Genomic DNA, 21,778 nt, shown 5'->3' with positions numbered 1-21,778 from the left:
GATATTAGAAGAGGATTATGGAACGGAATTAATTACAGATGCAACGGGACAGCTGCAGTTAATTTGCTAAAGAAACAAAAGAGTAAAGGAGTCAATTATGAGAAAGATCATGGATCTGTATGTTTGCAATGATTGTCAAAAAGAATTTGCAGTTACAAGAGATAATGATCCAGAAGTTTCACCATGTTGCGAATCAGAGGACACTGAATATCTGTATGAAGTTGATGTTCAAATGAAAAAGTAGTCACTTAGACAAAACAGTCGAATCGCATGATAGTTTGATTGTTTTGTTTAAGTAGAAAGACTTAAAAAGTACAATGCTTTAATTACTTCCTTTGTATCTCTTTTAACTTATCAATTATTTCATGATTTAGCTTAATTAAATAATCCTGGTCTTTTTTTATAACGTGCTGCTTGTACAATAGGTATCCAAATAAGAAAACACAAACAATATTGAATAAAAGCCAAAATAAATCAACGAAGAAATCCATATTTTTACCTCCAGTTGCAATCTAAAAATTAGTTTACCATAAAAATTGTATAATTTTAACACATTAAAAGGTTAGCATAGCTTAAGAAACAAAATGATAGAAAAGTTGATGCAAATCGTAACTGTGGACATTAAAAAACTAGAACATATCATTATTGAATATGGTGCTTATGAAAGTCGTGAATTTGAACAAATTGATGATAAGGCTGTAATAAAATTTAAGAAAATTAAACCAGAAGTACCATTATCAAAAATAAACTCAATTATGGAGGATTAATTATGAAAAAATTACTTAAAGGAAGCCGTAAAAAATCAGGACTATTAAAAAAGGTTACAAAGAAAGCAGACTCATTTTTAAAAGTCCAAACGAAAGGTTATCATAGAGGTTAGATAGGAGTTGAAAAATTCATGATGAATCGAGTTGTCCTTGTAGGACGTTTAACTAAAGATCCTGATTTACGCTATACACCAAGTGGTGTTCCAGTTGCTACTTTTACCCTAGCTGTTAATCGCACTTTTACGAATCAACAAGGTGAAAAAGAAGCAGACTTCATTAATTGTGTGATATGGAGGCGCCCGGCTGAAAATGCAGCTAATTACTTGAAGAAAGGAAGTTTAGCTGGAGTCGATGGTCGTATTCAAACCCGAAGTTATGAAGGGCAGGATGACAAACGTGTCTATATTACAGAAGTGGTAGCAGAGAGTGTACAATTTCTTGATACACGTAATAGAAACCAGCCAAATCAGCAATCTCAGCCTCACAATCAAGGATTTACAAATGAAGGACATTTTGCTAACACTCGACCATATGATGATAACCTTCCATTTTGAAAATAATCAGTTCCTCAAAATAATAATTTAGTTTAAACTCTCCTTACTGTGTGTGGGAGAGTTTTAAATCTGAATTAGAAGTTTTTAGCAATGTATTAGAATTGTAGTTCAATTTTAGAAACAAAATTAGCTTAAGAAGTGATTGTGTGGTTATTAATATTTGACTTATATAGTAAAAATTATCTATTATATGTAATAAGAATTGAAATGTTACTTTTTATTCGACACGAATCGACATAAATCATTGCTAAGTTTTGCTATTATGAACCCATTAATATTCTTTAGTTTGGGGGAGGCTAATAATCATGGAGATTAATAAATACATAGAATATGTTAAATACTTTTCTTACCTTTTTAATGAAAAAGATATATCTGTAATGTGGAGACAGAAAAATGTTGGAATCAATTTCTCTATTGATATCGAAAGTGAACTTCCAAAAATAAATTCATCATTTAATGAGAAAGAGTTTATGGAAATTTCTTTTGAAATTTTGTCTTTGTCAAGACTTATCTCAAGAAGAGAGTTTCTAGATGATGATTTAAGAGAAGTTAATGATAAAACAGAAGATATTAAATTTTTAGATAAAATTGACATAATTTCAGAATATTTTTTAAATGATGATTTAATTCAATACATAAATGTACAAACGCAAAGTATAACAAATGTTCTAGATGAAGTAGATTATGAAATATTAACTAAGAGGAGTAAAAAAACCCCAGAAGAGATAATATCACACTCTTTACTATTAAGATTATCTGTTCGCGATAATTATTCAAAAGAGGATCAGGATAACGTGGAAAGGATCACGGTTGAATTAACAAAAAGTGAAGTGGAAAAAACTATAGAATTGTTAAATGAAGCATTATCGTCCTTAGAAAAAATTAAGTAAAAATTACGTTATTTTTTAGAGAGGTGAGAAAAATGACACTAACTTACCCTGTAGAACAAAGATCTCAATATTATAAATGGGACAATATCGAAGTTCAAATTCAATCACCTAGGAAAAGTGAAAATTATAGTAAAAATATAGGTTTAAAAAAAGGAATATTAGGGAACACAGAAAAATATAAATATGAATATAATAATGGACTAGTGATATATAGCTCAAGAGAAAATACCTTAACAATAACAGAGGAGTTTCCAAAAAGGGGATATGATTCAGGAACTAAATTGTTAAGAAAGGGTGTGGGGCAAGGTGTGAGTAAATTTGATAAGTCCCATATTCAAAATGGCCAACATAAAAATGACCTAAATAAAATTCATTGGTTTCGACTTTTAGAATTGGAAAATTATATTTCTGATCAATTAAAAGAAAAATCAATATTACACTTTGGTAATGTGGTAATAACTACAAAAGATAGATATAGTCAATTAACTTCTTATGAGAAAGCTATTGATGATGCAATTGACGAAATTATGTACCAAACTGCTATAGAAAGACAAAATGATTCTGTTGAAATAGATATTGTTGATGTTATAAATGAATTAGAACTAGATGCTAATGAGATTTTGGAAATCCTTAATGAACTTGAGGACGAAAACGAATGACTGCTGAAGAGTTAATTAATCAACAGTTAGGTGCATATAATGTAGTAGTTAAATTTTGCAAAAAAGCTTCTAAAGACTTATCTAAATATGGAAAAGGTCAACGAAATATTATCATTGCCTTAATCATTAATAGAGGGAAAAAGGGACCTTTGCTTAAACCAGATGGTTTAGGTGAACCTTTAGGTCATAAAAATAATACAAATTTAAGTGGGTTTGCTAAAATCAAACCTAAGGATTTGTCTTTGAGAATTGTTTATCGCCCAACAAAAAATGGAAAGATCTTAATGGGTATAATAGCAATTGGTCCAAAAGATAGGGAGAAAGTTTACAAAATAGCTGCTGAAAGATTGTTTGAGTTTAATAAAGAAATGTCTGGAAGTTGATTGTGAATTATTGGTTTTTATTTTTAAGAAATAAATAAGTCCAAGACCGAGAGCGTGCGGACACTGATTTAATAGCATTTATTTGCTGTTAATCGGTGTCCGCTTTTTTTATTGGAAGGAGGATATTTTTAGATGGAAAATCAATTAGAATTTCAATTAGCTGTCATAGATCGTTCGACCACAAAGAAGCGCGTTGAAGAAGCTTTAGAAAAATATCGGATAATGTTGTTGTCTCAAGATGCTGATCAATTACCAAAAATCACTCAAACCTATTCCCTTATACCACCTACAAATACAAATAAGTTTCATTCTTCAACTGAAGATGCGGCCATAAATAATGCTGACTACGATAGATATAGACGAAATTATATTAAGAAAATATCTATGGCTGTAAATAAGCTTGGATATAAAGAAAGAGCTATCCTGATTCTAAGATACATGACTAATTATGAAACTTTTGATTATCAAGTATTTACAGAGCTCCATATGAGCGAAAGAACATACAGACGTATTAAGTCCCAAGCCTTTTACAAGTTGGCATTTGTCTTAAGAATAGAAGCATATGAAGAAAAGAAGGGGATTAGCAATGAATTTTGTGCAGCCAATTCGTGATCCAGAAATAATAAAAAGCATAAAGACTTATTTGAAAGAACAAAACGAGCGTAATTATATGTTATTTGTGACCGGTATCAATTCCGGTCTTCGTATTTCAGATATTTTGCCGTTAAAGGTTAAGGATGCTAAGAAGTCTCATTTTAGTTTGAGAGAAACGAAAACAGGAAAACAGAAACGCATTCAAATTACTCCTTCTTTGAGACGAGAACTAAAAAGATATATCGAAGGAAAAGAAGACGATGATTATTTATTCAAGAGTCGCGAAGGAAGGAATAAACCGATTGGCCGAAACATGGCTTATCGTATTCTTCGAAAGGCCGCAAAAGAATTTGGACTTGATGAAATCGGCACTCATACACTTCGAAAAAGCTTTGGCTATCATTTTTACCAACAAACAAAGGATGTGGCTATGCTCCAAGAGATTTTTAATCATAGCTCACCTCAAATAACACTAAGATATATTGGAGTCAACCAGGACAGCATGGATAAGGCAATGATTAAGTTTAAAATATAAGGCTAATACTATATAAGGAGAAAATAACAGATGTCAGAGTACAAGGAATTGCAGATTATAAAACATGCGTTACAGCATTATGTAAAAAGACCTGATGCTTCCAAGAAAGATATTAATCAGGAAAAACGTGTACTTGATAAAGTTATGATCAGAGTTGATTCTTTAAAAGAACAGTACGGAATTAAGTAATTAACAGTAAGATTATACATCCTATTTGCTTAAGTGCATATGGGTATTTTTTTGTCTATATTTATTAATTCCCCATAAAAAATAAATGTGTAACTCATTATACAGAAGTTGTACAATAGTATATATATCAAGGCTTTCAGCCTTTTAGGGAATGCATCAAAATATAAGATATGGGTAATTAGGCAATCAGTAATTGTTATGATAAATTATTGACATAGTCGTCTACATAGAAAGTTTTATTGGGAGGTTAAAATGAATAGAGGAGAATTGCAGGAACTTGCAACAATTAGATTAGAAGAAGCTCGAATATTACTTGAAAGCAATTTATTCGACGGAGCCTATTATTTATCTGGGTATGTTGTGGAATGTGGGCTTAAAGCTTGGATTGCGAAAAATACTAAACAGTATGATTTCCCGGATAAAAAAATGATAGATAAAATTTATACACATAATCTAAATACATTACTTGGTGTAGTCGGTTATAGTAGACCTCCAGAAGAAATAGATATAAATTGGGCAGTAGTAAAGGATTGGTCAGAGCGAGCTCGTTATAGTAGACATTCTGAAAAAGATGCACGAGATATATTTGAAGCAGTTGCTGATCCTGAAGAGGGGGTATTGAGATGGATAAAACAACATTGGTAGAAAGAGACTTTAAAGATGGAGAAAAGTTGATTAAAGAGTTAGATGAAGCTCATTTAAACGTTCATTCTGCTCTATGGTTATTTAACTCTGAAAATGATAATTGGAGATTAATTATCGCATCTAAAAATGTTGATTTTCAAACTCCAAAAAGAGTTTATTCAGAAATAAAGCGCGTGTTAAAAAGAATGGAAAATACAGGAGATAAAATAGATATTTCTTTACAGAATATTTCAGTGGTAAGTCCGAACTATCCATTAATTAAAATACTAGGCATTGCAATTAGAACTGATCCAAACTCTATTTCTGGAATAAGATTTTCCAGAAATTCTATTAATAATGTTTATATAGAGGATGCTTACATTTACAGAATCCAATAATTTTTTGGCAGGATTATGGCAGTATGTTGGCAGTCCATTTGGTTTTAGATATGTTAATATGAGAGTGTGAAATATTAGGTTTGTCAGACCTTCTTCATATTCAGCAAGAGACGGTACTCAATTGGGTATCGTCTTTTTATATGCAAATTTATTATCCAATAAAATCAAGTAGGTGATTGATATGAAGCTTTCAGATCATCTTAGTGATTATGAAAAGAAAAAACTAGTTCAGCTAGGTTCTCCAAAAAATAAAGAGAAAAAGAAAAAAGATAATTTAAGCCATAAAGATTGGATAGATATTATGGGTGGCAACAATAGAGGTTTAAAAAGGAAAAAGGGTGGAGCATTTACTAATGCCTAGTAAACCACTAAAACCATGCAATAATCATGGCTGCCCTAATTTAACACGAGAGCGATACTGCGAGGACCATAAACAACTTTATTATAAGTATGACCAGAACAGAGGCACATCTGCACAACGTGGGTATGGGGCTAGATGGAGGAAGTATTCACAATGGTTCCGTAAGAAAAATCCAATCTGTGTTAGTTGTCGCAGTGCTCCGAGTGCACATACTGACCACATCACTGCTGTGTCAGGTCCTAATGATCCATTGTTCTGGGATCCTACTAACCATCAAGCTTTATGTCACTCATGTCATAGTCGTAAGACAGTGAAAGAAGATGGTGGCTTCGGCAATAGATAGACAGATGACAACATATTAAATTGTATATAAATAATACACAATTCAGACAATTTTAATTGTGTGTATTATAGACACAATTCTGACAATGGTAGGGGGTATTCAGATTTCTACAGCTTTTGGGCTATAGACCGCCCCCCAGCTTTCCGTAAAAAAAATTCCCCACGGAAAATTTCCAGAAAGGAGGTAATAGGATGGCAGGGCAACGACAACCAGTTGAATTGGTGCTTTTGAAAGGTAAAAAACATTTAACAAAACAAGAAATTGCAGATAGGCAGGCTATTGAGGTTAAAGCGCCAGCTGATAAAATAAGACCACCAACCTATCTCCCTAAGGAATTGAAAAGGGAATTTAAAAAAATATCTGACGAGCTTGTGAGAATTGAGATTATGACTAATCTTGATATAGATGCACTAGCTCGTTTTTTATTGGCCAAAAAAATGTACTTAGAAGTAACTGAATCCTTAATGAAGATTTCTCCAACAGAAGAAGTTGAGTATGTAAAAAAAGATAAGGAAGGTAATGTTGTTGACGAAGGAGTCAAGATCGTTACCAATGAGTCCTATTCAGATCTACTCATCAATCAAGATAAGCTTTTCAAGCAATGTCGAACAGCAGCAGGAGACCTTGGATTAACCATTTCGTCTCGCTGTCGTTTAGTTATGCCTAAAAAACAAGAAGAAAAACCACAAACAGAAGCAGAAAAACGCTTCGGTGATCGTGTGTGAATTTAGAAGAAAGACTAATAAATTATGTCTATGATATTTTAGATGGCACGATTTCTGCTTGCCAAAAACATATTTGGGCATGTAGACGATTCCTTAATGACCTAAACAGAACTCAGAATGATGATTGTCCATTTTATTTTGACATTGATCATCTTTATGATTTTTATGAATGGGCTAAACAGTTTAAGCACTTCAAAGGTGTCTTAGCCGGTCAATATATCGAACTTACCGATTTTCAATTATTTGTTGCAGCCAATATATTTTGCTTTCTTAATAAAGAGACTAATAAAAGGCGCTTTCTTCGTGTTTTTATTGAGCTTGCTAGGAAAAACGCTAAGTCACAGTTCCTTGCATTGATCGCTTCCTACATTACTTTTCTATCGGATCAATTAGAGGAATGTTATATTGCTGGTTGGGATAGACAGCAATCTAGTCTTGTATACAGTGATGTTCTTAAACAACTTGATTCATGCGATATTCTATCAGGTAAGTATAAGGATGCCTATGGGAAAATTACTCACATTCGTAGTGGTTCCATTATTGTTCCCCTTTCTAAAGAAGCGAAGAAAACTGGTGATGGAACGAATCCAAGTTTAGGGATTGTTGATGAATATCATGCTCACGATACATCAGAAATATATGATGTTATCGATTCTGGGATGGGTGCTCGTGAAAATACCTTAATGTTCATCATTACAACAGCAGGATTTAATATAAATGGCCCATGCTACAAGGAATACAAGTATTGCTCCCAGGTAATAGATCCTGATAATCCAGTAGATAATGATGAGTATTTCATTATTATTTGTGAGTTAGATCAAGACGATGACATTAAGGATGAGAGGAATTGGATTAAAGCAAATCCGATTGTAGCAACTTATGAAGCTGGTATTAAAAAGCTTCGTAGTGACTTGAAAATAGCCTTAGATAACCCTGAAAAAATGCGTTCCTTCCTCACTAAACGTATGAATCGCTGGGTTGATCAAAAAGAAAATGGCTATATGGATATGTCCAAATGGAAAAAATGTGGTCGCAAAATTGACTGGGAAGAACTTAGAGGGCAAGAGGTTGTAATAGGTGTTGACCTTTCTGCAAAGATTGACTTAACTAGTCTTAACTTTGAAACGAAAAAAGAAAGCAAATATCTTATTAAGAATCATAGTTTTATGCCTGAAGATACCTTGGCATTGAGGTCTAGAACTGATAAAGCACACTATCAACTTTGGTCTTCTCAGGGATGGATTACTCCAACACCTGGTGCGGTAGTCGATTATAGTTTTATCAAAGCTTATATCATGGAGAAAGAAAAAACCTATGATCTTAAAATTAGAGAAATTTGTGCGGATCCGTGGAATGCAACTCAGTTTATGCAGGATATGGAGGGCGAAGGATATACAGTGGTTGAAATCCGTCAAGGAATTAAATCCCTTGGTGAGGCTACAAAAGACTTTAGAGAACAGGTTTATCAAGGTAATTTAGAACATGATGATAGCCCGGTTCTGTCTTTTGCTATGGGGAATGCTGTGACAAGAAGTGATCCAAATGACAATATTATGCTGGACAAAGCGAAGTCTACAGAGAGGATTGACCCTGCAGCAGCAACCATCAACTCTCATGTTCGAGCAATGCTCAATATAAACAAAAAAAGCGTTTATGAGGGTAGAGGACTCATAACGTTCTAAGGAGGTGGTAAATTGATAAAAATACCTATTATCAGTAAATGGATTGAAAAACGTTCGACAAGTACTTTGTCAAGTCCATCACAATGGTTTGTAGATTGGGCAAACGGAGGAAGCCCATCGTTATCAGGTGTAAACGTGAATGAAACGACAGCTTTAAATAATACAGCCGTTTTTGCTTGTACTAGAATCATATCTGAAACAGTAGCATCATTACCTTTTATCACTTATAAGCGATTGAAAACTGGTGGCAAAGAACGTGCTCCTAACCACCCTTTATACACTTTATTGCATGAAGAAGCTAATGAAAACATGACATCATATACGTTTTGGGAAACATTAATGGCTCATGCTGTAACGTGGGGAAATGCTTTCGCTTGGATTGAATGGGATAATTTTGGACGAGCAAAAGCATTATGGCCACTTTTACCTAATCAAACAACAGTTGAACGAAAAATGGATGGATCGATTTGGTATCATACAACTATTCCTCGGACAGGGCAGACTGTTGCTCTTCCTGCTTGGAGAGTTCTTCATGTCCCAGGACTAGGATTTGATGGACTTGTAGGATATTCGGTTATTCGAATGCAACGTGAAGCTGTAGGGTTAGCGATAGCAACAGAAAAATACGGCGCTAGTTTTTTCGGGAATGGCGCTCGACCTGGTGGAGTATTAGAACATCCTAATAATTTATCAGAGGATGCTCAGACACGTCTAAGAACTAGTTGGAATGAAATGCATCAAGGCTTAGAAAAACAACACCGAGTGGCAATTTTAGAAGAAGGATTAACCTATAAACAAATCGGGCTTCCTCCTGAGGATAGTCAATTTTTAGAGACTCGTAAATTCCAAGTAACGGAGATTGCGAGAATGTTTCGAGTGCCGCCTCACATGGTTGGGGACTTGGAACGAGCCACCTTTAGTAATATTGAACATCAATCAATTGAATTCGTAGTCCACACAATTCGCCCATGGCTTATTCGTATTGAGCAAGAGGTAAAACGTAAGCTCTTATCCACTTCACAGGATAAGAGTTTTTTTGCAGAGTTTCTAGTTGATGGTTTATTACGAGGAGATGCAAAAACGCGCAATGAAGCTCTTCAGATTCAACGTCAGAATGGCATTATTAACGCCGATGAATGGCGTGAAATTGAAAATATGAATCCACAAGAAGGTGGTCAAGGCAAGAAATATTTAGTTAACTCTGCCATGATTGCTGTCGATCAAATTGGATTGACTAAACCACCAGAGGGAGGAGGTGATCGTAATGGACAAAACGGAAACAAGGGGAATAGTGACGGAACAAATGGAGATCAGGGAAACTGATGGCGGTAATCGTACTATTTCAGGTTATGCCGTTAAATGGGAAATGAAATCTGTCACAATGGGATATTGGAAGAGGTTTAAAGAGCAGTTTAAGCGTGGAGCATTTTCCGATTCCTTAACAAGTGATGATCAACTTGCACTTTGGTCTCACGATACATCCCAGGTACTTGGTCGTACAAAGAATGGGACGCTTAGGCTAATTGAGGATGAAATAGGGTTACGTTTTGAACTGGATTTACCTAATACTACACTCGGAAATGACGCATACGAAACCATTAAGCGAGGAGATGTAGATGGCGTTTCATTTGGTTTTCAAATGCAAAAGCAAGAGTGGGATGAAGCAGATCCAGACAACATCGTTCGAAGTATTACACAAGCAAAACTAGTTGAAATAAGCCCCGTTGCTTTTCCTGCTTATCCTGATAGTCAAGTTTCAGCTAGATCTCATGATCCTTACAAACTTTTTGTTGATGAACGTGAACAAAAAGATAAATTAAGCCTTTTAACTGAACAAAGGGAAAGAGAATTACAACTTTTAAAATTAAAATTTTAACTAGAAGAGGTGGATTATTTTGGGGAAAATAGTAGAATTACTACAAAAACGCGCAAATCTTTGGGAACAAGCGAAGGAAATTCACGAAAAATCTGTAACAGAGCAGCGTTCACTTAGTGGTGAAGAACAAACTCAATATGATAAGATAACTGCTGATATTGATGGTTTAACAGCAACAATTGACCGAGAAAAGCGCATGGAAGAGCAACGAGCTGAAATGGAAAAAGCAGCGTTTGAGAAAAAAGGGCAAAAGAAAGAAAATAATGAAAATCGTAATATTCCTACACTGGAAACAGAGGAATATCGCGATGCTTATAAAAGCTGGTTAAAAACAGGCATCCAAGGATTGGATACTGAACAACGCACTATTTTAGATAATGGTCGCCAAACTTTTGAAGCACGTGCTCTTTCTGCAGTAACAGGAGCTTCTGGTGGATTTACCGTCCCACAAGGATTCTATAATGAAATTATTTCAGCCATGAAGCCTTTTGGCGGGATGAGACAGTCTCGTGCAACCATCTTAAGAACTGGATCAGGGAATGACTTGCCAATCCCAACCAATGATGATACAGCGAATGTTGGTGCTATTGTCGGTGAAAATGCGGCCGCAGGAAATGCAACTGATCCTGTATTTGCTCAAAAAATCTTAAAGGCATACAAATACACTTCAAAAACATTTTTAATTCCTATCGAATTGCTTCAAGATTCAGCGTTTGATGTGGAAGCTTTTATTCGTCAAAAAATTACTGAACGTATTGCTCGTATCTTAAACCAGCACTTTACAACTGGAACAGGTTCTGGTCAACCACAAGGAGTTGTAACAGGGTCTACTCTTGGGAAAGAAGGAGCTACAGGTCAAACCGGATCAATCACTTACGATGATTTAGTTGATCTTCAACATTCTGTAAATCCTTTGTATCGAGCAAATGCTGAGTGGATGTTCAATGATAATTCATTAAAAATTATCCGTAAACTAAAGGATTCAAATGGCCTTCCATTATGGCAGCCTAGCTTAACTGCTGCTGAACCAGATACTATTCTAGGAAAACCATATCGAATCAATACAGATATGGCAGATATGGCAGCAAGTGCTAAGTCTATCTTATTTGGTGATTTCGCAAATTACTTTATTCGTGATGTATTAGACTTAATGATTGTTCGTATCTCTGAAAAATATATTGAAAATGGACAAATTGGCTTTATCGCTTTCAGTCGTCATGATGCTTTATTAATTGATGCTGGTCAAGGTCCAATTAAATATTATGCTAATCCTGCATCATAATGAAGAGGCGACTTATAGTCGTCTCTTATCTTTTTGTAAGGAGTTGAATTTATGGTAAAAGTAATGATGTTAGTAAGTATGGCAGCAGAAACGTGGAGTCTTGTTCCTGGCAATGTAACAGAAGTAACCGAAGAAGTAGCAACATCTTGGATAAACGCTGGACTTGCAAAAAGTTATGAGCAACAAGAAGTTAAAGTTGTTGAAATAAAGCCAGAGAAAAATGATTCAGCCATTGAAATAAATTTAGAAAAAAATGAAATAGACATATTAGAAGGCCTAAATCATGTTGGCGGTGGGTGGTATCTGCTTCCTAATGGAGAAAAAGTACAGGGAAAAGAAGAGGCGCTTGCCGAATTAGCAAAGTTAGGTGAGGAATAATGCCTGTTGCCTCAAATGCTTTAACCACACTTGAATCTGTCAAAAACTATCTAAAAATTGGCACTGAACAAACATCTGAAGATTCCATGTTAGAAGGATTAATCAATTCTGCTTCCTCTGCAATTGAAAATTATTGTGAACGTAAATTTAAAGAACAAACCTATATAGATGAGGAATATGACGGAGGGGGTAGCAAGTATCTACACCTTAAACAGTACCCGGTTAAAGAAATTATTTCTGTCGCGATTGATGAAACCTCCTTAGATGTAGCAGATTATAAAGTCAAAAAAAGTAATGGGACGTTGATCCGTAAAAATTCAGTTTGGCCAGAAGGTGATATCAATATTCTTGTGTCTTATATAGCTGGATTTAGTGAAATTCCTAATGATCTTGAACTTGCTTGCAAACATCTTGTAATGTCCTATTTTAAATCTGATATTGCTAGTTTTTCCACTACGTTTCAAGAAGGATTTGTGTTTCGTCCAGAAGCCTTGCCTTCACAAGTTAAGGCTTTAGTCGGACCATATAAGAAGGTGATGTAAATGGCAGCTGAAATCAATGCTAGAGTTGAAATAAGTCCTGAATTACAGCACCTCATTGATCAAAATGAAGACATTGCACCGAAGGCGATCAAAGAGGGTATGAAAAGAATTACAAGAACAGCACCTAAACAAGTTAGGAAGAAAATACGATCTCTTGGTCTTATTAAAAAAGGTAACCTCGTAAAAACAATACGTGGTAAAACGAATAAAGATAAGTCAATAATAGGCTCTCAATACTTTGTAGGTCATATCCTTGAAGGTGGGGCTAAATCTCACATAATTAAGCCTAGAAAGAGCAGAAGAGGCGGGTCTTATTTACGTATTCCTATTGGTGGACGTTCCCTGTTTGTGAAACAAGTACGACATCCAGGAGTAAAAGCTTATAAATTTTTAGAAGGTACTATTCATGATATGGAAAGTTCAGGAGAGATTAGCAGCCTTTTTGCACAGGGTGTTCAACAAGCAATAGAGGAGATTCAAAATGGTTGATTTGAATGTAATGGCAGATAAGATTAAAACAACTTTACAGACCGTTTCTGGCATAAAACAGGCTTATGATTATGAACCTCAAAATATGTCTCAATTACCTGCAGCAACATTGTACTTTGATGGTTTTTCTCAAAGTGAAAAAACAACAAGACGTAGCTCTATTAATTGGCAATGGACTGTTCGTATATATGTCCCAATTAATACGAGTGATATTAAAGTTCCTCAACAGGAAATCAGAAATTTAATATACGACTCTATTAAACAGTTACGCTCTGATTTAAGTTTGGGTGGAACTTGTCTTTTTAATACAGTAAGTAGTGGAGAGGTATTTGCCATGCTAGAGCAAACAAATCCATTAATGGTTGCAGAATTAACACTAGTAGCTACTACAGAAGATTAAGGAGTGGCCTTTAAATTATGAAAAAAATGATATATATCGGTGATGAGGAACGTGAAATTCCTCAACATGGAGTATTTAAGACCGGTGATGAAGTGGAATTTAATAAAACACTTTATTCAACCGGTCTTTTTCGTGAGAAAAAAGCAAGAAATGTCGAGAAAGAAGGTGAAGAATAATGCCATTTGGAGCATTAGCACATGTTGGTATTGGCAAGGAGACAACTTGGGGAACGCCCGTTGCTGCAAGTGATTATATCAAATTCGCATCGGAAGGATTTACAGAAGAAATTGAACAAGTAATGTCCGAAACTATGAATGGTACAGTGGATGAAGGAGCTTCTTATGAGGGCGGTCGCACTGTAGCTGGAGATTTATCGTTTGATGTTTATCCGAATATTGTTGGCCATCTTTTAAGATCAGCTTTCGGGGCTCCAGTAACCACTATGTTAGAAGCAGGAGTCTATCAGCATGTTTTTACCCCTGTACAAGCTAATTTTTCTAATGTTTGCGCCCTGCCACCTTATACATTTGAAGTTCATCGTGATTTTGAACAAGCATTTCAATATATTGGTGCTGTTGTAAATGAATTGACCTTCTCATTTGGGACAGATAGCAAAATTATGCAAGGGTCTGCTGCTGTCATTGCGAAAAAGCTTGAGATGATTGCTAAAACGACACCAAGCTTTGAAACAACCAATCCATTTTTGTGGCACCAAGCAGCGATTACGATTGATGGAGTTGACAACGATGATTTGCAAACTCTTGAATTCGGAATTAATAACAATTTGGAAGGGCGAGCTACTTTAGATGGCACAAAAGAGGTTTCTAGAATTCTTAGAAACGGAAAACGTGCTTTCACAGTTAGTTTTACTTTTGATTTAAAGGATTTAGCAGAATACAATCGATTCCGTTCGCAATCAGAGGTAGCATCCAAAATTGAACTAACAGGGTCAGCGATTGGTGGATCAAATAATTTTAAAATAACGATCGATATTCCTAAATTACGTTATACAGCGTTCCCGATAAATGTCGGTGGTGCCGAAACGATCACTGCACAAGTAGAAGGTACAGCAAAATATGATGCTGCTAGTGCAAATGCTATGAAAATAACATTGATTAATACAAAGTCATCTTACTAAAAGGAGGATTATAAATGCCTTTATTTGCGAAAAACAAGCCCACCAAGCGAATTAATTTTGAAGGTGGTTGGGTAGAGCTTCAATACTTAAGTAAGGGAGTAAAGGACGAGATAGCTAGTCGTCTTTCTTCGATGTTTGCAGGGATGGACAGTCAAGCAATTAAAAGAATTGAAACGGATAATAAAGAAGATGTTCCAACCGAGATGATCGGTATTATCGGAAAGGTTCAAGAGGTAGCGTATTATAAGCTATCCCAAGCCATTAAGGATTGGAGCGAGTCGGATGTCGATATTACGATCGATTCTGTAAAAGATATGGATGACAAGGTATTCGATATGATTTCGAAAGAAGTAGATAGCATGAATTCGCTATCGAAAACAGACGAAAAAAACTAATTCAGGCGATCTCTCATCATATGGGAGGTCGTCCTTTTTCGAATAAATACTTAAAACTCTTTTTGATGTGTAAAGAGTTTCACTGTTTGCCTTTTGATGGCGGGTATCTGGATCAGCCTTCTGTTTATATCGAGGCATTTGAATTAACTCAAAATACGATCAACCAATATGAAGCGCAGAGGGGGCGTAACCATGGCCGGAAGAAATACCGTTGAGATTATATTATCTGCTCGAGATCAAGCAAGCAGAGCAGTTAGACAGGCTTTCGGGAGTGTGCGCGAGTCCGCCTCTGCTGCTTTGGATGTGGTCGAGACGAGCGCCAAGGTTGCGGGAGCAGCCCTTCTTGCTTTAACTGGTATTGTCGGCAAGGTTGGGGTAAGTTATAACGCTATGATGGAGCAATCAAACATAGCTTGGGAAACGATACTTGGAAGCCAAGAAGAAGCTAAAAAGACATTGCAAGAGTTACAAGTCATGGGGGCTAAAACTCCTTTTGAATTTGAAGGATTAGATAGAGCAGCAAAGCTACTTAATATGGCTGGTTTTGAGGGAGATAATCTATTTAAAACCTTAACATCTGTCGGTGATGCAGTTTCGGCAGTTGGTGGAGGGCAAGAAGAACTCGAAGGTATTTCCATGGCGATCTTCCAAATGGCCTCTAAAGGAAAAATATCAGCAGAAGAAATTAACCAATTAGCTGAACGCGGGATCCCAGCTTGGCAGATGATTGCTGATGCACAAGGAAAAAGCGTCCAAGAAATCATGAAGATGTCTGAAAACGGGAAATTGTTTGCTAAAGATGTTTTACCTCAATTAACTGAGCAATTAGGTGAACGTTTTGGCGGTGCTATGGATAAGCAATCAAAGACGTTTAACGGTATGCTCAGCACGATGCGTGATAATTTGAAGATGATCAGCGCAGAGTTGACAAAAGGAGCTTTTGAACAACTTAAAGGAGTCATGGAGGGAATTTTACCGATTATGGATTCCTTTTTAAGCAATTTGAAAGATAAAGGCTTAAAAGGTATGATCATGGATATCCTTCCACCTGAGGCTGCTGATGCTGCTACAAAGATTTCTGAAGGATTAAATATGGTTAAAGGCGTACTAGAATCTTTCTTGGCAATGGCAACTGGTGATGTTGGAAAATCTTCAACTATTCTTACAAGTCTAGGCCTTTCCCCTGAACAAGTAGCTCAAGCACAACAAATTATGATGAATGTCGTTTCTTCGATTCAATCTGGATTCGAAACGGCAAAAAGTATTTTTTCAACTGTTTTCTCATTCATTTCTGGATGGATCCAATCAGCAATGAATTTATTCAAGGGAGAAGGAAATCTAGGTGAGTCTTTTGTAAGCATCTTCAATACAATTAAAAGTATCGCGCTCCCAATTCTCCAAGATGCTGTTGCTTTTATCAAAGATCAATTCGCTAAAATCAAGCAATTTTGGGACGAAAACGGAGCACAGATCATTTCTGCGGTGCAGAATTTTTTCGCAATTTTAGCAGCGATTTTTAAGGTTTTGGCACCTGTTATACTTTTTATTATAGGAATGGTTTGGGACTCGGTTAAAGGGGTCATTAGTGGAGCACTAAACGTTATTATGGGGCTAATCAAGATTTTCGCAGGTCTTTTTACTGGCGATTTTTCAAAAATGTGGGAAGGTATTAAACAATTATTTTTCGGAGCCATTGAATTTGTTTGGAATTTAATAAATTTGTTGATGTTCGGTCGTATTTTAGGCGGAATTAAAGCAATGGCGACTAAGGGTATTGAGCTATTCAAAGTTTTCTGGGATCAATCTGTGAATGTTTTTAAGAATCTTGATACTTATATTTGGAATATTATTTCGGGCTTTGTGAGCAAGATTGTTGGCAGATTTAGAGGATTTGTGGATGAAGGAATTAGTATTTTTAATACTCTTAGAACATTTGGAGCTAATATTTTTCAGTCTTTATGGTCTGCAATATCAACCGTAGCTGGGAATATTTATTCTGCTGTTATTGGTCGTTTTTCTAGCATGGTTACAGGGGCTCGATTTCAGTTTCAAGGAATTCTTGATACCGCGAAAAATATTTTTGGCGCAATTACCAATGCTATAACTCATCCACTTCAGACAGCAGTTAGTTTAGTGAAATCTTCGATTGATAAAATCAAAGGATTTTTTTCAAATATGAAAGTAAAAATACCGTTACCACACTTTGATGTAAAAATGAATAATAAAAAAATAGCTGGGGTTAACGTTCCCGTTCCGGACTTAGACGTAAATTGGTACGACAAAGGTGGAGTATTCTACGGCCCGCAGATAATTGGGGTCGGGGAGAAGCGACCTGAGTTTGTTGGGGCTTTATCAGATCTTGAAGCTATTATTAGAAAAGTAATCGGCGAAAAAGGCTCAGGAAATACGTACCATATTACGGTTAATGGGAATGATGTTGATATAACTGAAGAAAGGCTAATTCGACTCCTCCAAAACATGGAGGTGCTTTATGGATAAAGAAATAATTTCTTGGATTGATGCTAATGGTACCGAGTACGTTTTAACAGATCAAGAAGACATCAGTATTTCAATTGGCCCTTCTGGTCGCTACATGCCTCCAATAGAATATACAGAAGACGAAGTACCTTTTCAACCAGGAAGTAGAGCACGAGACGTAAAAGTAAAAGCAAGAGAAATGGATTTTCCTGTAGAAATAAATGGGGAAACTCAAATGGATATACGGAACAAATTAAGACAATTATTGAGAATTTTTAATCCATTAAAAGGAGATGGAAAGATCAAATCAATAATCCCTGACGGATCACAAAGAGAAATAGTCTGCCGATACAAAGGCGGTCTTGAAATCAATGAATCGGGACAAATTTGGGAAAAATTCATTTTGGTATTAAAAGCTTTCGATCCTTATTGGTACGATACAGCAACCATCGTTAAAACCTTTAAAACAAATGAATCTTTAGGGCGATTTTTTCCGATCTTACCACTTCGCTTGGCATCATCTACAGTATTTGCCGATACAACGATCGATAATACTGGTGATGTGGAAACTTGGCCAGAATGGATCATTACGGGACCAGGTGAAAATATCATACTTAGGAATATGACCACAGGTGAAGTATTGGAAATGACTATTAAGCTCGAAGCATGGGAAAGCATTACGATTGATACCAAGCCTTTTATTAAGACAATAATTCGAAATGATGGAACTAATTTGTATTACACCCTGACAGACGAGTCTTCACTTTGGGCTCTCCAAGATGGTCAAAATAGTATTCGTATAGAAATGTCAGATGTGACAGATGATTCGAAAGTGCAGTTGAGTTACAAGAATCGGTATTGGGGGCCATAATATGTATAAAATATACATTCGAGATCAAAACCTAAACCGAGTTGGAGAGATCGATGATTATAATTATCTTGACATAATCCCACGCTTTAATGGTGTGGGTTCTTTTGCATTAGAATTGCCCACAGATTGTAAAGAAACAAAGCAATTATTAAATCAAAGAGCTGGCATTATCGTAAAGCGTGATGGGAAAACATTATTTTCTGGTGATATTACAAGCCGTAATCGTAAATGGAATAAAGATCAAGACAAGATGACATTTGGAGGAGTTGACGATAATCGAAAGCTTCTTAATCTAGCTTATCCAGTTCCGAGTGGTAATTTTTCTTTGCAAGATTACGATATACGAATGGGTGCAGCCGAAACAGTTATGAAGGAATATATCGAAGCAAATCTAGGTGTTAATGCTCTTGCTGAAAGAAGGGTGCAAAACCTTATTATTGCTGCAGATCAAGGACTAGGGAACGTTGTAACAGGAAGAGCACGATTTCACCCTCTAATCGAAATGTTTTCAAGTCTAGCAATATCTGGCGGTGATCTAGGGTTTCGAATTGTTCAAATAGGCAGTAATTTAGAATTCCAAGTCTATCAACCAACTGATCTTACTAAACAAGCTTTTTTCAGTCCTTTATTAGGGAACCTTTTGGAATTCGAATACTCAAATAAAGATCCCGAAACTAACTTTGCCATTGTTGGTGGTGGTGGTGAGGGAAAGGATCGCATTCTATTACAAAAGAGCGACAATGCTAGTATTACGAAATATGGTCGAATCGAAACATTCATTGATCAAAGAAATACATCTGAAATATCTGAACTACAGCAGTCTATGGATGAAGAGTTAGCTTCAAAAGGTGAACAAAACAGCCTTTCTATTACTCCTATTGACACAGATTCACTTTCATTTGGAAGAGATTATAACTTAGGAGATAAAGTATCTATTATTTTAACGATTCCAAACGAAGTTGTTGAAATACTTGAAGTAAATTACTTCATATCGATGTTTCAGGCTTCTCTGTATGAAGAGAGAGTTAGGAAAATACAAAATAAGCTAGATATTATCCAAGATGTAGTTCGGGAGATAAAAATTAGGATCACTCCAGAAGGTGTGAGGATTAGCCCTACAATCGGTACACCTGATAGTATTTCACGAAACAGTATTGGTATTTTTGACAAAATGAAAAAAATTATAAGACGAGTAAGCAATTTAGAAAGAAGGTGATGAAATGTCACAAAGTTATTATCCCTTAGAAACTAGCCCGATTTTAACTGAACTTCAGTGGTCTAAAATAGCGAAACATTGGCATGGTACTGGTGTCTTGTTTGGCGTGATGAACAATCTTGAAGTTTATGCTGATTCTACGGGAATGCAAGTGAAATCAAAGTCAGGTGCTGCATGGATTGAAGGTCATTACTATGAATCTGATACATTAGAAATTCTTCCAATTGGTGCTGCAGATTCTGTTAATCCTCGTATAGATCGAGTGGTAGTCCGTCTTGATTGGACAGCAAACACCATTTTATTAGCAGTTTTACAAGGGACACCAGCTGTAAGTCCTTCGGCTCCTTCCCTTACACAAAATTCGGCTCGATGGGAAATACCTCTTGTACAAGTAAGAGTCGATGCCAGTGTATCAACGATTGCTGCTAATAAAGTAACAGATGAACGTGAAGATGCAAGAAAGCTTGCATTACGTCATCAACCAGAATGGAACATATTAGTGCTGCAAAATGGATGGAATGGTACTGGAAATGGAAACGCTGAACCTCGATACTTCAAAGATGAATTCGGTTTAGTTCATTTAAAAGGTACTATATGGGGTGGGGCTACAGCAGATTGGACAATTATAGCAACACTTCCTGATGGGTATAAGCCCTATGAACGACTTAGATTCCCAACGATCAATAGTGATACTGGGACTAATACAAAAGCAGCATATATTGTCATTGAAACAGATGGAACTGTAAAAATAAAAAATGTGCAGTGGGCAGATTTCTTAGAATTAAATTTACCGCCATTTTTAGTGTAGGAGATGGTTAATGTGACTCAAGTATTTAAGATTGATCTAGACGGTTATTATGTCGGTCCAGTAATTTTACAATTGGGTGAGAACATACCTAATGATTGTGTAAACATTAAGCCTCCAAATGGGCTATATAAAGCAAAGTTTGTTAATGGCACCTGGATAGAAGGATTAACGCAATTAGAAATAGACTTAATTAATAATCAACCTAAAACCAAAAGTGAACTAGATATATTGAAAGAGACAGTCGATCAGTTAGTTTTAGCAAGTTTAATGGGGTGATTTAATGTTTGAAACATTGAAAAGGCTTTATGAAGATGAAAGACTTAATAAAGTTGGATTACAGAATGCCATCAACAAAGGATGGATTACAACTGAACAATATACGGAAATAACAGGAGAACCTTACACAACGTAGGTTCTTTTATTTTTTCATAAAAAGGGGTGAATTAAATGCCGTACAATACAAAGGCGATAATAACGGATGTCAACGGCAAAGCGATTCCTCAGTATTGGGATGAAGTACTAGATCGTTATGTTCCTCTACCAAATAACCAACCGATTGTAGAAGATTACCACGAAGGAAATACGAATGTTACAAAAAACTATTCTTATCAAATGAACGGTGTTTCAATTGCAAATGACGGCCTAAATAACCTTACATTTATCGTTAATGGAGTAACAAGAACTGTATTTGCCGGAGAGGTTTACAATGGTACTCTTCCACCTTTCACTTCAATAACTGTAAATGCTACAGATTTTTTTAGAATGGAGGTGTTGAGATAATGCCATTTCCTTATGCAGGAGGCAATATAGCAAAAATAGCATACGATAAGTCCTTGACTGCTGACGGTAAAGCAGATCAAGCAATAGAAACTGCAAGTGCATCAGAGGCGAAAGCAGATGAAGCAAAAACGAAAGCTGATGATGCTTTTTCTTACGTTGCAGGGGTATATCTTAATCCGGTTGCAACATTTGCAGATATTGCCACAACCTACCCTAATCCAACAGTAAACGATAAGGTTTTTGTTAATGATACGGGTAAATATTATATTTGGCAAAATAATATGTGGAAGCAATTTGCAGAATTAACACCTGAACCAATCAATACTCTTAGTGCGCAGTTGGCGGAAGATGCGGAAAAACTAGATGAAGATACACAGCAAACAACAATGTATTTTCTTCAAAACGCCTCTAAGATTAGAAC

33 protein-coding genes and 1 pseudogene are annotated in these 21,778 nt (G+C 35.8%); 33 read left to right on the top strand and 1 reads right to left on the bottom strand.

Annotated elements, in window-relative coordinates:
- Positions 1-97 precede the first annotated feature (97 nt).
- Positions 98-244, top strand: a complete 147-nt coding sequence (locus tag FDO66_RS21035) for a hypothetical protein (RefSeq protein ID WP_181444680.1) — start codon at positions 98-100, stop codon at positions 242-244.
- An 82-nt stretch (positions 245-326) separates the two neighbouring features.
- On the opposite strand, the gene FDO66_RS21030 is transcribed toward FDO66_RS21035, so the two are convergent.
- Positions 327-491 (bottom strand): hypothetical protein, encoded by a 165-nt coding sequence (locus FDO66_RS21030; RefSeq protein ID WP_181444679.1) that lies wholly within the window; start codon positions 489-491, stop codon positions 327-329.
- Positions 492-599: 108 nt separating this feature from the next.
- On the opposite strand from FDO66_RS21030, the gene FDO66_RS19900 reads away from it, so the two are divergent.
- The 32 genes and pseudogenes from FDO66_RS19900 to FDO66_RS19755 form a co-directional block, all read left to right on the top strand.
- The gene (locus tag FDO66_RS19900; RefSeq protein WP_220095187.1) at positions 600-767 is read left to right on the top strand and encodes a hypothetical protein; all 168 of its coding nucleotides are present in this window, start codon (positions 600-602) and stop codon (positions 765-767) included.
- 131 nt (positions 768-898) lie between these two features.
- Positions 899-1,321, top strand: a complete 423-nt coding sequence (ssb, locus tag FDO66_RS19895; RefSeq protein ID WP_141434403.1) for a single-stranded DNA-binding protein — start codon at positions 899-901, stop codon at positions 1,319-1,321.
- 305 nt (positions 1,322-1,626) lie between these two features.
- Complete coding sequence (locus FDO66_RS19890; protein ID WP_141434402.1) at positions 1,627-2,211, top strand: hypothetical protein; 585 nt, start codon at positions 1,627-1,629, stop codon at positions 2,209-2,211.
- A gap of 32 nt (positions 2,212-2,243) precedes the next feature.
- Positions 2,244-2,870, top strand: coding sequence for a hypothetical protein (locus tag FDO66_RS19885; RefSeq protein ID WP_141434401.1), 627 nt, complete (start codon positions 2,244-2,246; stop codon positions 2,868-2,870).
- The gene (locus tag FDO66_RS19880) at positions 2,867-3,253 is read left to right on the top strand and encodes a hypothetical protein (RefSeq protein WP_141434400.1); all 387 of its coding nucleotides are present in this window, start codon (positions 2,867-2,869) and stop codon (positions 3,251-3,253) included. The genes FDO66_RS19885 and FDO66_RS19880 overlap by 4 nt, the downstream gene beginning before the upstream one ends.
- A 132-nt stretch (positions 3,254-3,385) precedes the next feature.
- Positions 3,386-3,865 carry an ArpU family phage packaging/lysis transcriptional regulator gene (locus tag FDO66_RS19875; RefSeq protein WP_141434399.1) on the top strand — a complete coding sequence of 160 codons (480 nt, stop codon included), beginning with the start codon at positions 3,386-3,388 and terminating at the stop codon, positions 3,863-3,865.
- The gene (locus FDO66_RS19870; RefSeq protein WP_141434398.1) at positions 3,840-4,382 is read left to right on the top strand and encodes a site-specific integrase; all 543 of its coding nucleotides are present in this window, start codon (positions 3,840-3,842) and stop codon (positions 4,380-4,382) included. The genes FDO66_RS19875 and FDO66_RS19870 overlap by 26 nt, the downstream gene beginning before the upstream one ends.
- A 30-nt stretch (positions 4,383-4,412) precedes the next feature.
- Complete coding sequence (locus tag FDO66_RS21025; protein ID WP_181444677.1) at positions 4,413-4,571, top strand: hypothetical protein; 159 nt, start codon at positions 4,413-4,415, stop codon at positions 4,569-4,571.
- 252 nt (positions 4,572-4,823) lie between these two features.
- Positions 4,824-5,216: a HEPN domain-containing protein gene (locus FDO66_RS19865; RefSeq protein WP_141434397.1), complete on the top strand. Its 393-nt coding sequence runs from the start codon at positions 4,824-4,826 to the stop codon at positions 5,214-5,216.
- Positions 5,195-5,593, top strand: coding sequence for a hypothetical protein (locus FDO66_RS19860; RefSeq protein WP_141434396.1), 399 nt, complete (start codon positions 5,195-5,197; stop codon positions 5,591-5,593). The genes FDO66_RS19865 and FDO66_RS19860 overlap by 22 nt, the downstream gene beginning before the upstream one ends.
- Before the next feature lie 181 nt (positions 5,594-5,774).
- Positions 5,775-5,954: a hypothetical protein gene (locus FDO66_RS19855; protein ID WP_141434395.1), complete on the top strand. Its 180-nt coding sequence runs from the start codon at positions 5,775-5,777 to the stop codon at positions 5,952-5,954.
- Complete coding sequence (locus tag FDO66_RS19850) at positions 5,947-6,297, top strand: HNH endonuclease (protein WP_141434394.1); 351 nt, start codon at positions 5,947-5,949, stop codon at positions 6,295-6,297. Before FDO66_RS19855 ends, FDO66_RS19850 begins: the two co-directional genes overlap by 8 nt.
- 191 nt (positions 6,298-6,488) lie before the next feature.
- Positions 6,489-7,022, top strand: coding sequence for a phage terminase small subunit P27 family (locus FDO66_RS19845; RefSeq protein ID WP_141434393.1), 534 nt, complete (start codon positions 6,489-6,491; stop codon positions 7,020-7,022).
- Positions 7,019-8,704, top strand: a complete 1,686-nt coding sequence (locus FDO66_RS19840; protein ID WP_141434392.1) for a terminase large subunit — start codon at positions 7,019-7,021, stop codon at positions 8,702-8,704. Before FDO66_RS19845 ends, FDO66_RS19840 begins: the two co-directional genes overlap by 4 nt.
- Before the next feature lie 12 nt (positions 8,705-8,716).
- Positions 8,717-10,027 carry a phage portal protein gene (locus FDO66_RS19835; RefSeq protein ID WP_141434391.1) on the top strand — a complete coding sequence of 437 codons (1,311 nt, stop codon included), beginning with the start codon at positions 8,717-8,719 and terminating at the stop codon, positions 10,025-10,027.
- Positions 9,969-10,580, top strand: a complete 612-nt coding sequence (locus tag FDO66_RS19830) for an HK97 family phage prohead protease (protein WP_141434390.1) — start codon at positions 9,969-9,971, stop codon at positions 10,578-10,580. The genes FDO66_RS19835 and FDO66_RS19830 overlap by 59 nt, the downstream gene beginning before the upstream one ends.
- 19 nt (positions 10,581-10,599) lie before the next feature.
- Positions 10,600-11,862: a phage major capsid protein gene (locus FDO66_RS19825; protein WP_181444676.1), complete on the top strand. Its 1,263-nt coding sequence runs from the start codon at positions 10,600-10,602 to the stop codon at positions 11,860-11,862.
- 51 nt (positions 11,863-11,913) lie between these two features.
- Positions 11,914-12,240: a hypothetical protein gene (locus FDO66_RS19820; protein ID WP_141434388.1), complete on the top strand. Its 327-nt coding sequence runs from the start codon at positions 11,914-11,916 to the stop codon at positions 12,238-12,240.
- Positions 12,240-12,782 carry a head-tail connector protein gene (locus FDO66_RS19815; protein ID WP_141434387.1) on the top strand — a complete coding sequence of 181 codons (543 nt, stop codon included), beginning with the start codon at positions 12,240-12,242 and terminating at the stop codon, positions 12,780-12,782. Before FDO66_RS19820 ends, FDO66_RS19815 begins: the two co-directional genes overlap by 1 nt.
- Entirely contained in the window at positions 12,783-13,271 is a 489-nt protein-coding gene (locus tag FDO66_RS19810; RefSeq protein WP_141434386.1) for a hypothetical protein, read from the top strand.
- On the top strand, positions 13,264-13,671 hold the full coding sequence (locus FDO66_RS19805; protein ID WP_141434385.1) for a hypothetical protein: 408 nt from the start codon (positions 13,264-13,266) through the stop codon (positions 13,669-13,671). Before FDO66_RS19810 ends, FDO66_RS19805 begins: the two co-directional genes overlap by 8 nt.
- A 17-nt stretch (positions 13,672-13,688) precedes the next feature.
- Positions 13,689-13,847, top strand: a complete 159-nt coding sequence (locus FDO66_RS21020; protein WP_181444675.1) for a hypothetical protein — start codon at positions 13,689-13,691, stop codon at positions 13,845-13,847.
- Positions 13,847-14,809, top strand: a complete 963-nt coding sequence (locus FDO66_RS19800) for a phage tail tube protein (RefSeq protein WP_141434384.1) — start codon at positions 13,847-13,849, stop codon at positions 14,807-14,809. Before FDO66_RS21020 ends, FDO66_RS19800 begins: the two co-directional genes overlap by 1 nt.
- Before the next feature lie 14 nt (positions 14,810-14,823).
- Complete coding sequence (locus FDO66_RS19795) at positions 14,824-15,204, top strand: hypothetical protein (protein ID WP_141434383.1); 381 nt, start codon at positions 14,824-14,826, stop codon at positions 15,202-15,204.
- A 192-nt stretch (positions 15,205-15,396) separates the two neighbouring features.
- The gene (locus tag FDO66_RS19790; protein ID WP_181444674.1) at positions 15,397-17,703 is read left to right on the top strand and encodes a tape measure protein; all 2,307 of its coding nucleotides are present in this window, start codon (positions 15,397-15,399) and stop codon (positions 17,701-17,703) included.
- Positions 17,696-18,553, top strand: coding sequence for a phage tail domain-containing protein (locus FDO66_RS19785; protein ID WP_141434381.1), 858 nt, complete (start codon positions 17,696-17,698; stop codon positions 18,551-18,553). The genes FDO66_RS19790 and FDO66_RS19785 overlap by 8 nt, the downstream gene beginning before the upstream one ends.
- Position 18,554: 1 nt before the next feature.
- The gene (locus tag FDO66_RS19780; protein ID WP_141434380.1) at positions 18,555-19,769 is read left to right on the top strand and encodes a siphovirus ReqiPepy6 Gp37-like family protein; all 1,215 of its coding nucleotides are present in this window, start codon (positions 18,555-18,557) and stop codon (positions 19,767-19,769) included.
- Between the two features lie 4 nt (positions 19,770-19,773).
- Entirely contained in the window at positions 19,774-20,577 is an 804-nt protein-coding gene (locus FDO66_RS19775; RefSeq protein ID WP_141434379.1) for a hypothetical protein, read from the top strand.
- A 12-nt stretch (positions 20,578-20,589) separates the two neighbouring features.
- Positions 20,590-20,853: a hypothetical protein gene (locus FDO66_RS19770; protein ID WP_141434378.1), complete on the top strand. Its 264-nt coding sequence runs from the start codon at positions 20,590-20,592 to the stop codon at positions 20,851-20,853.
- 4 nt (positions 20,854-20,857) lie between these two features.
- Positions 20,858-20,989 (top strand): XkdX family protein, encoded by a 132-nt coding sequence (locus FDO66_RS19765; RefSeq protein WP_141434377.1) that lies wholly within the window; start codon positions 20,858-20,860, stop codon positions 20,987-20,989.
- Between the two features lie 35 nt (positions 20,990-21,024).
- Entirely contained in the window at positions 21,025-21,357 is a 333-nt protein-coding gene (locus tag FDO66_RS19760; RefSeq protein ID WP_141434376.1) for a hypothetical protein, read from the top strand.
- Positions 21,357-21,778, top strand: a pseudogene (locus FDO66_RS19755) (hypothetical protein); the annotation flags it as partial. The gene FDO66_RS19760 and the pseudogene FDO66_RS19755, both read left to right, overlap by 1 nt.

This window comes from Bacillus sp. 03113, assembly GCF_006546985.1.
In the GTDB taxonomy this organism is placed as follows: Bacteria; Bacillota; Bacilli; order Bacillales; family Cytobacillaceae; genus VATK01.
This window is presented reverse-complemented; position numbering and strand designations above follow the sequence as displayed.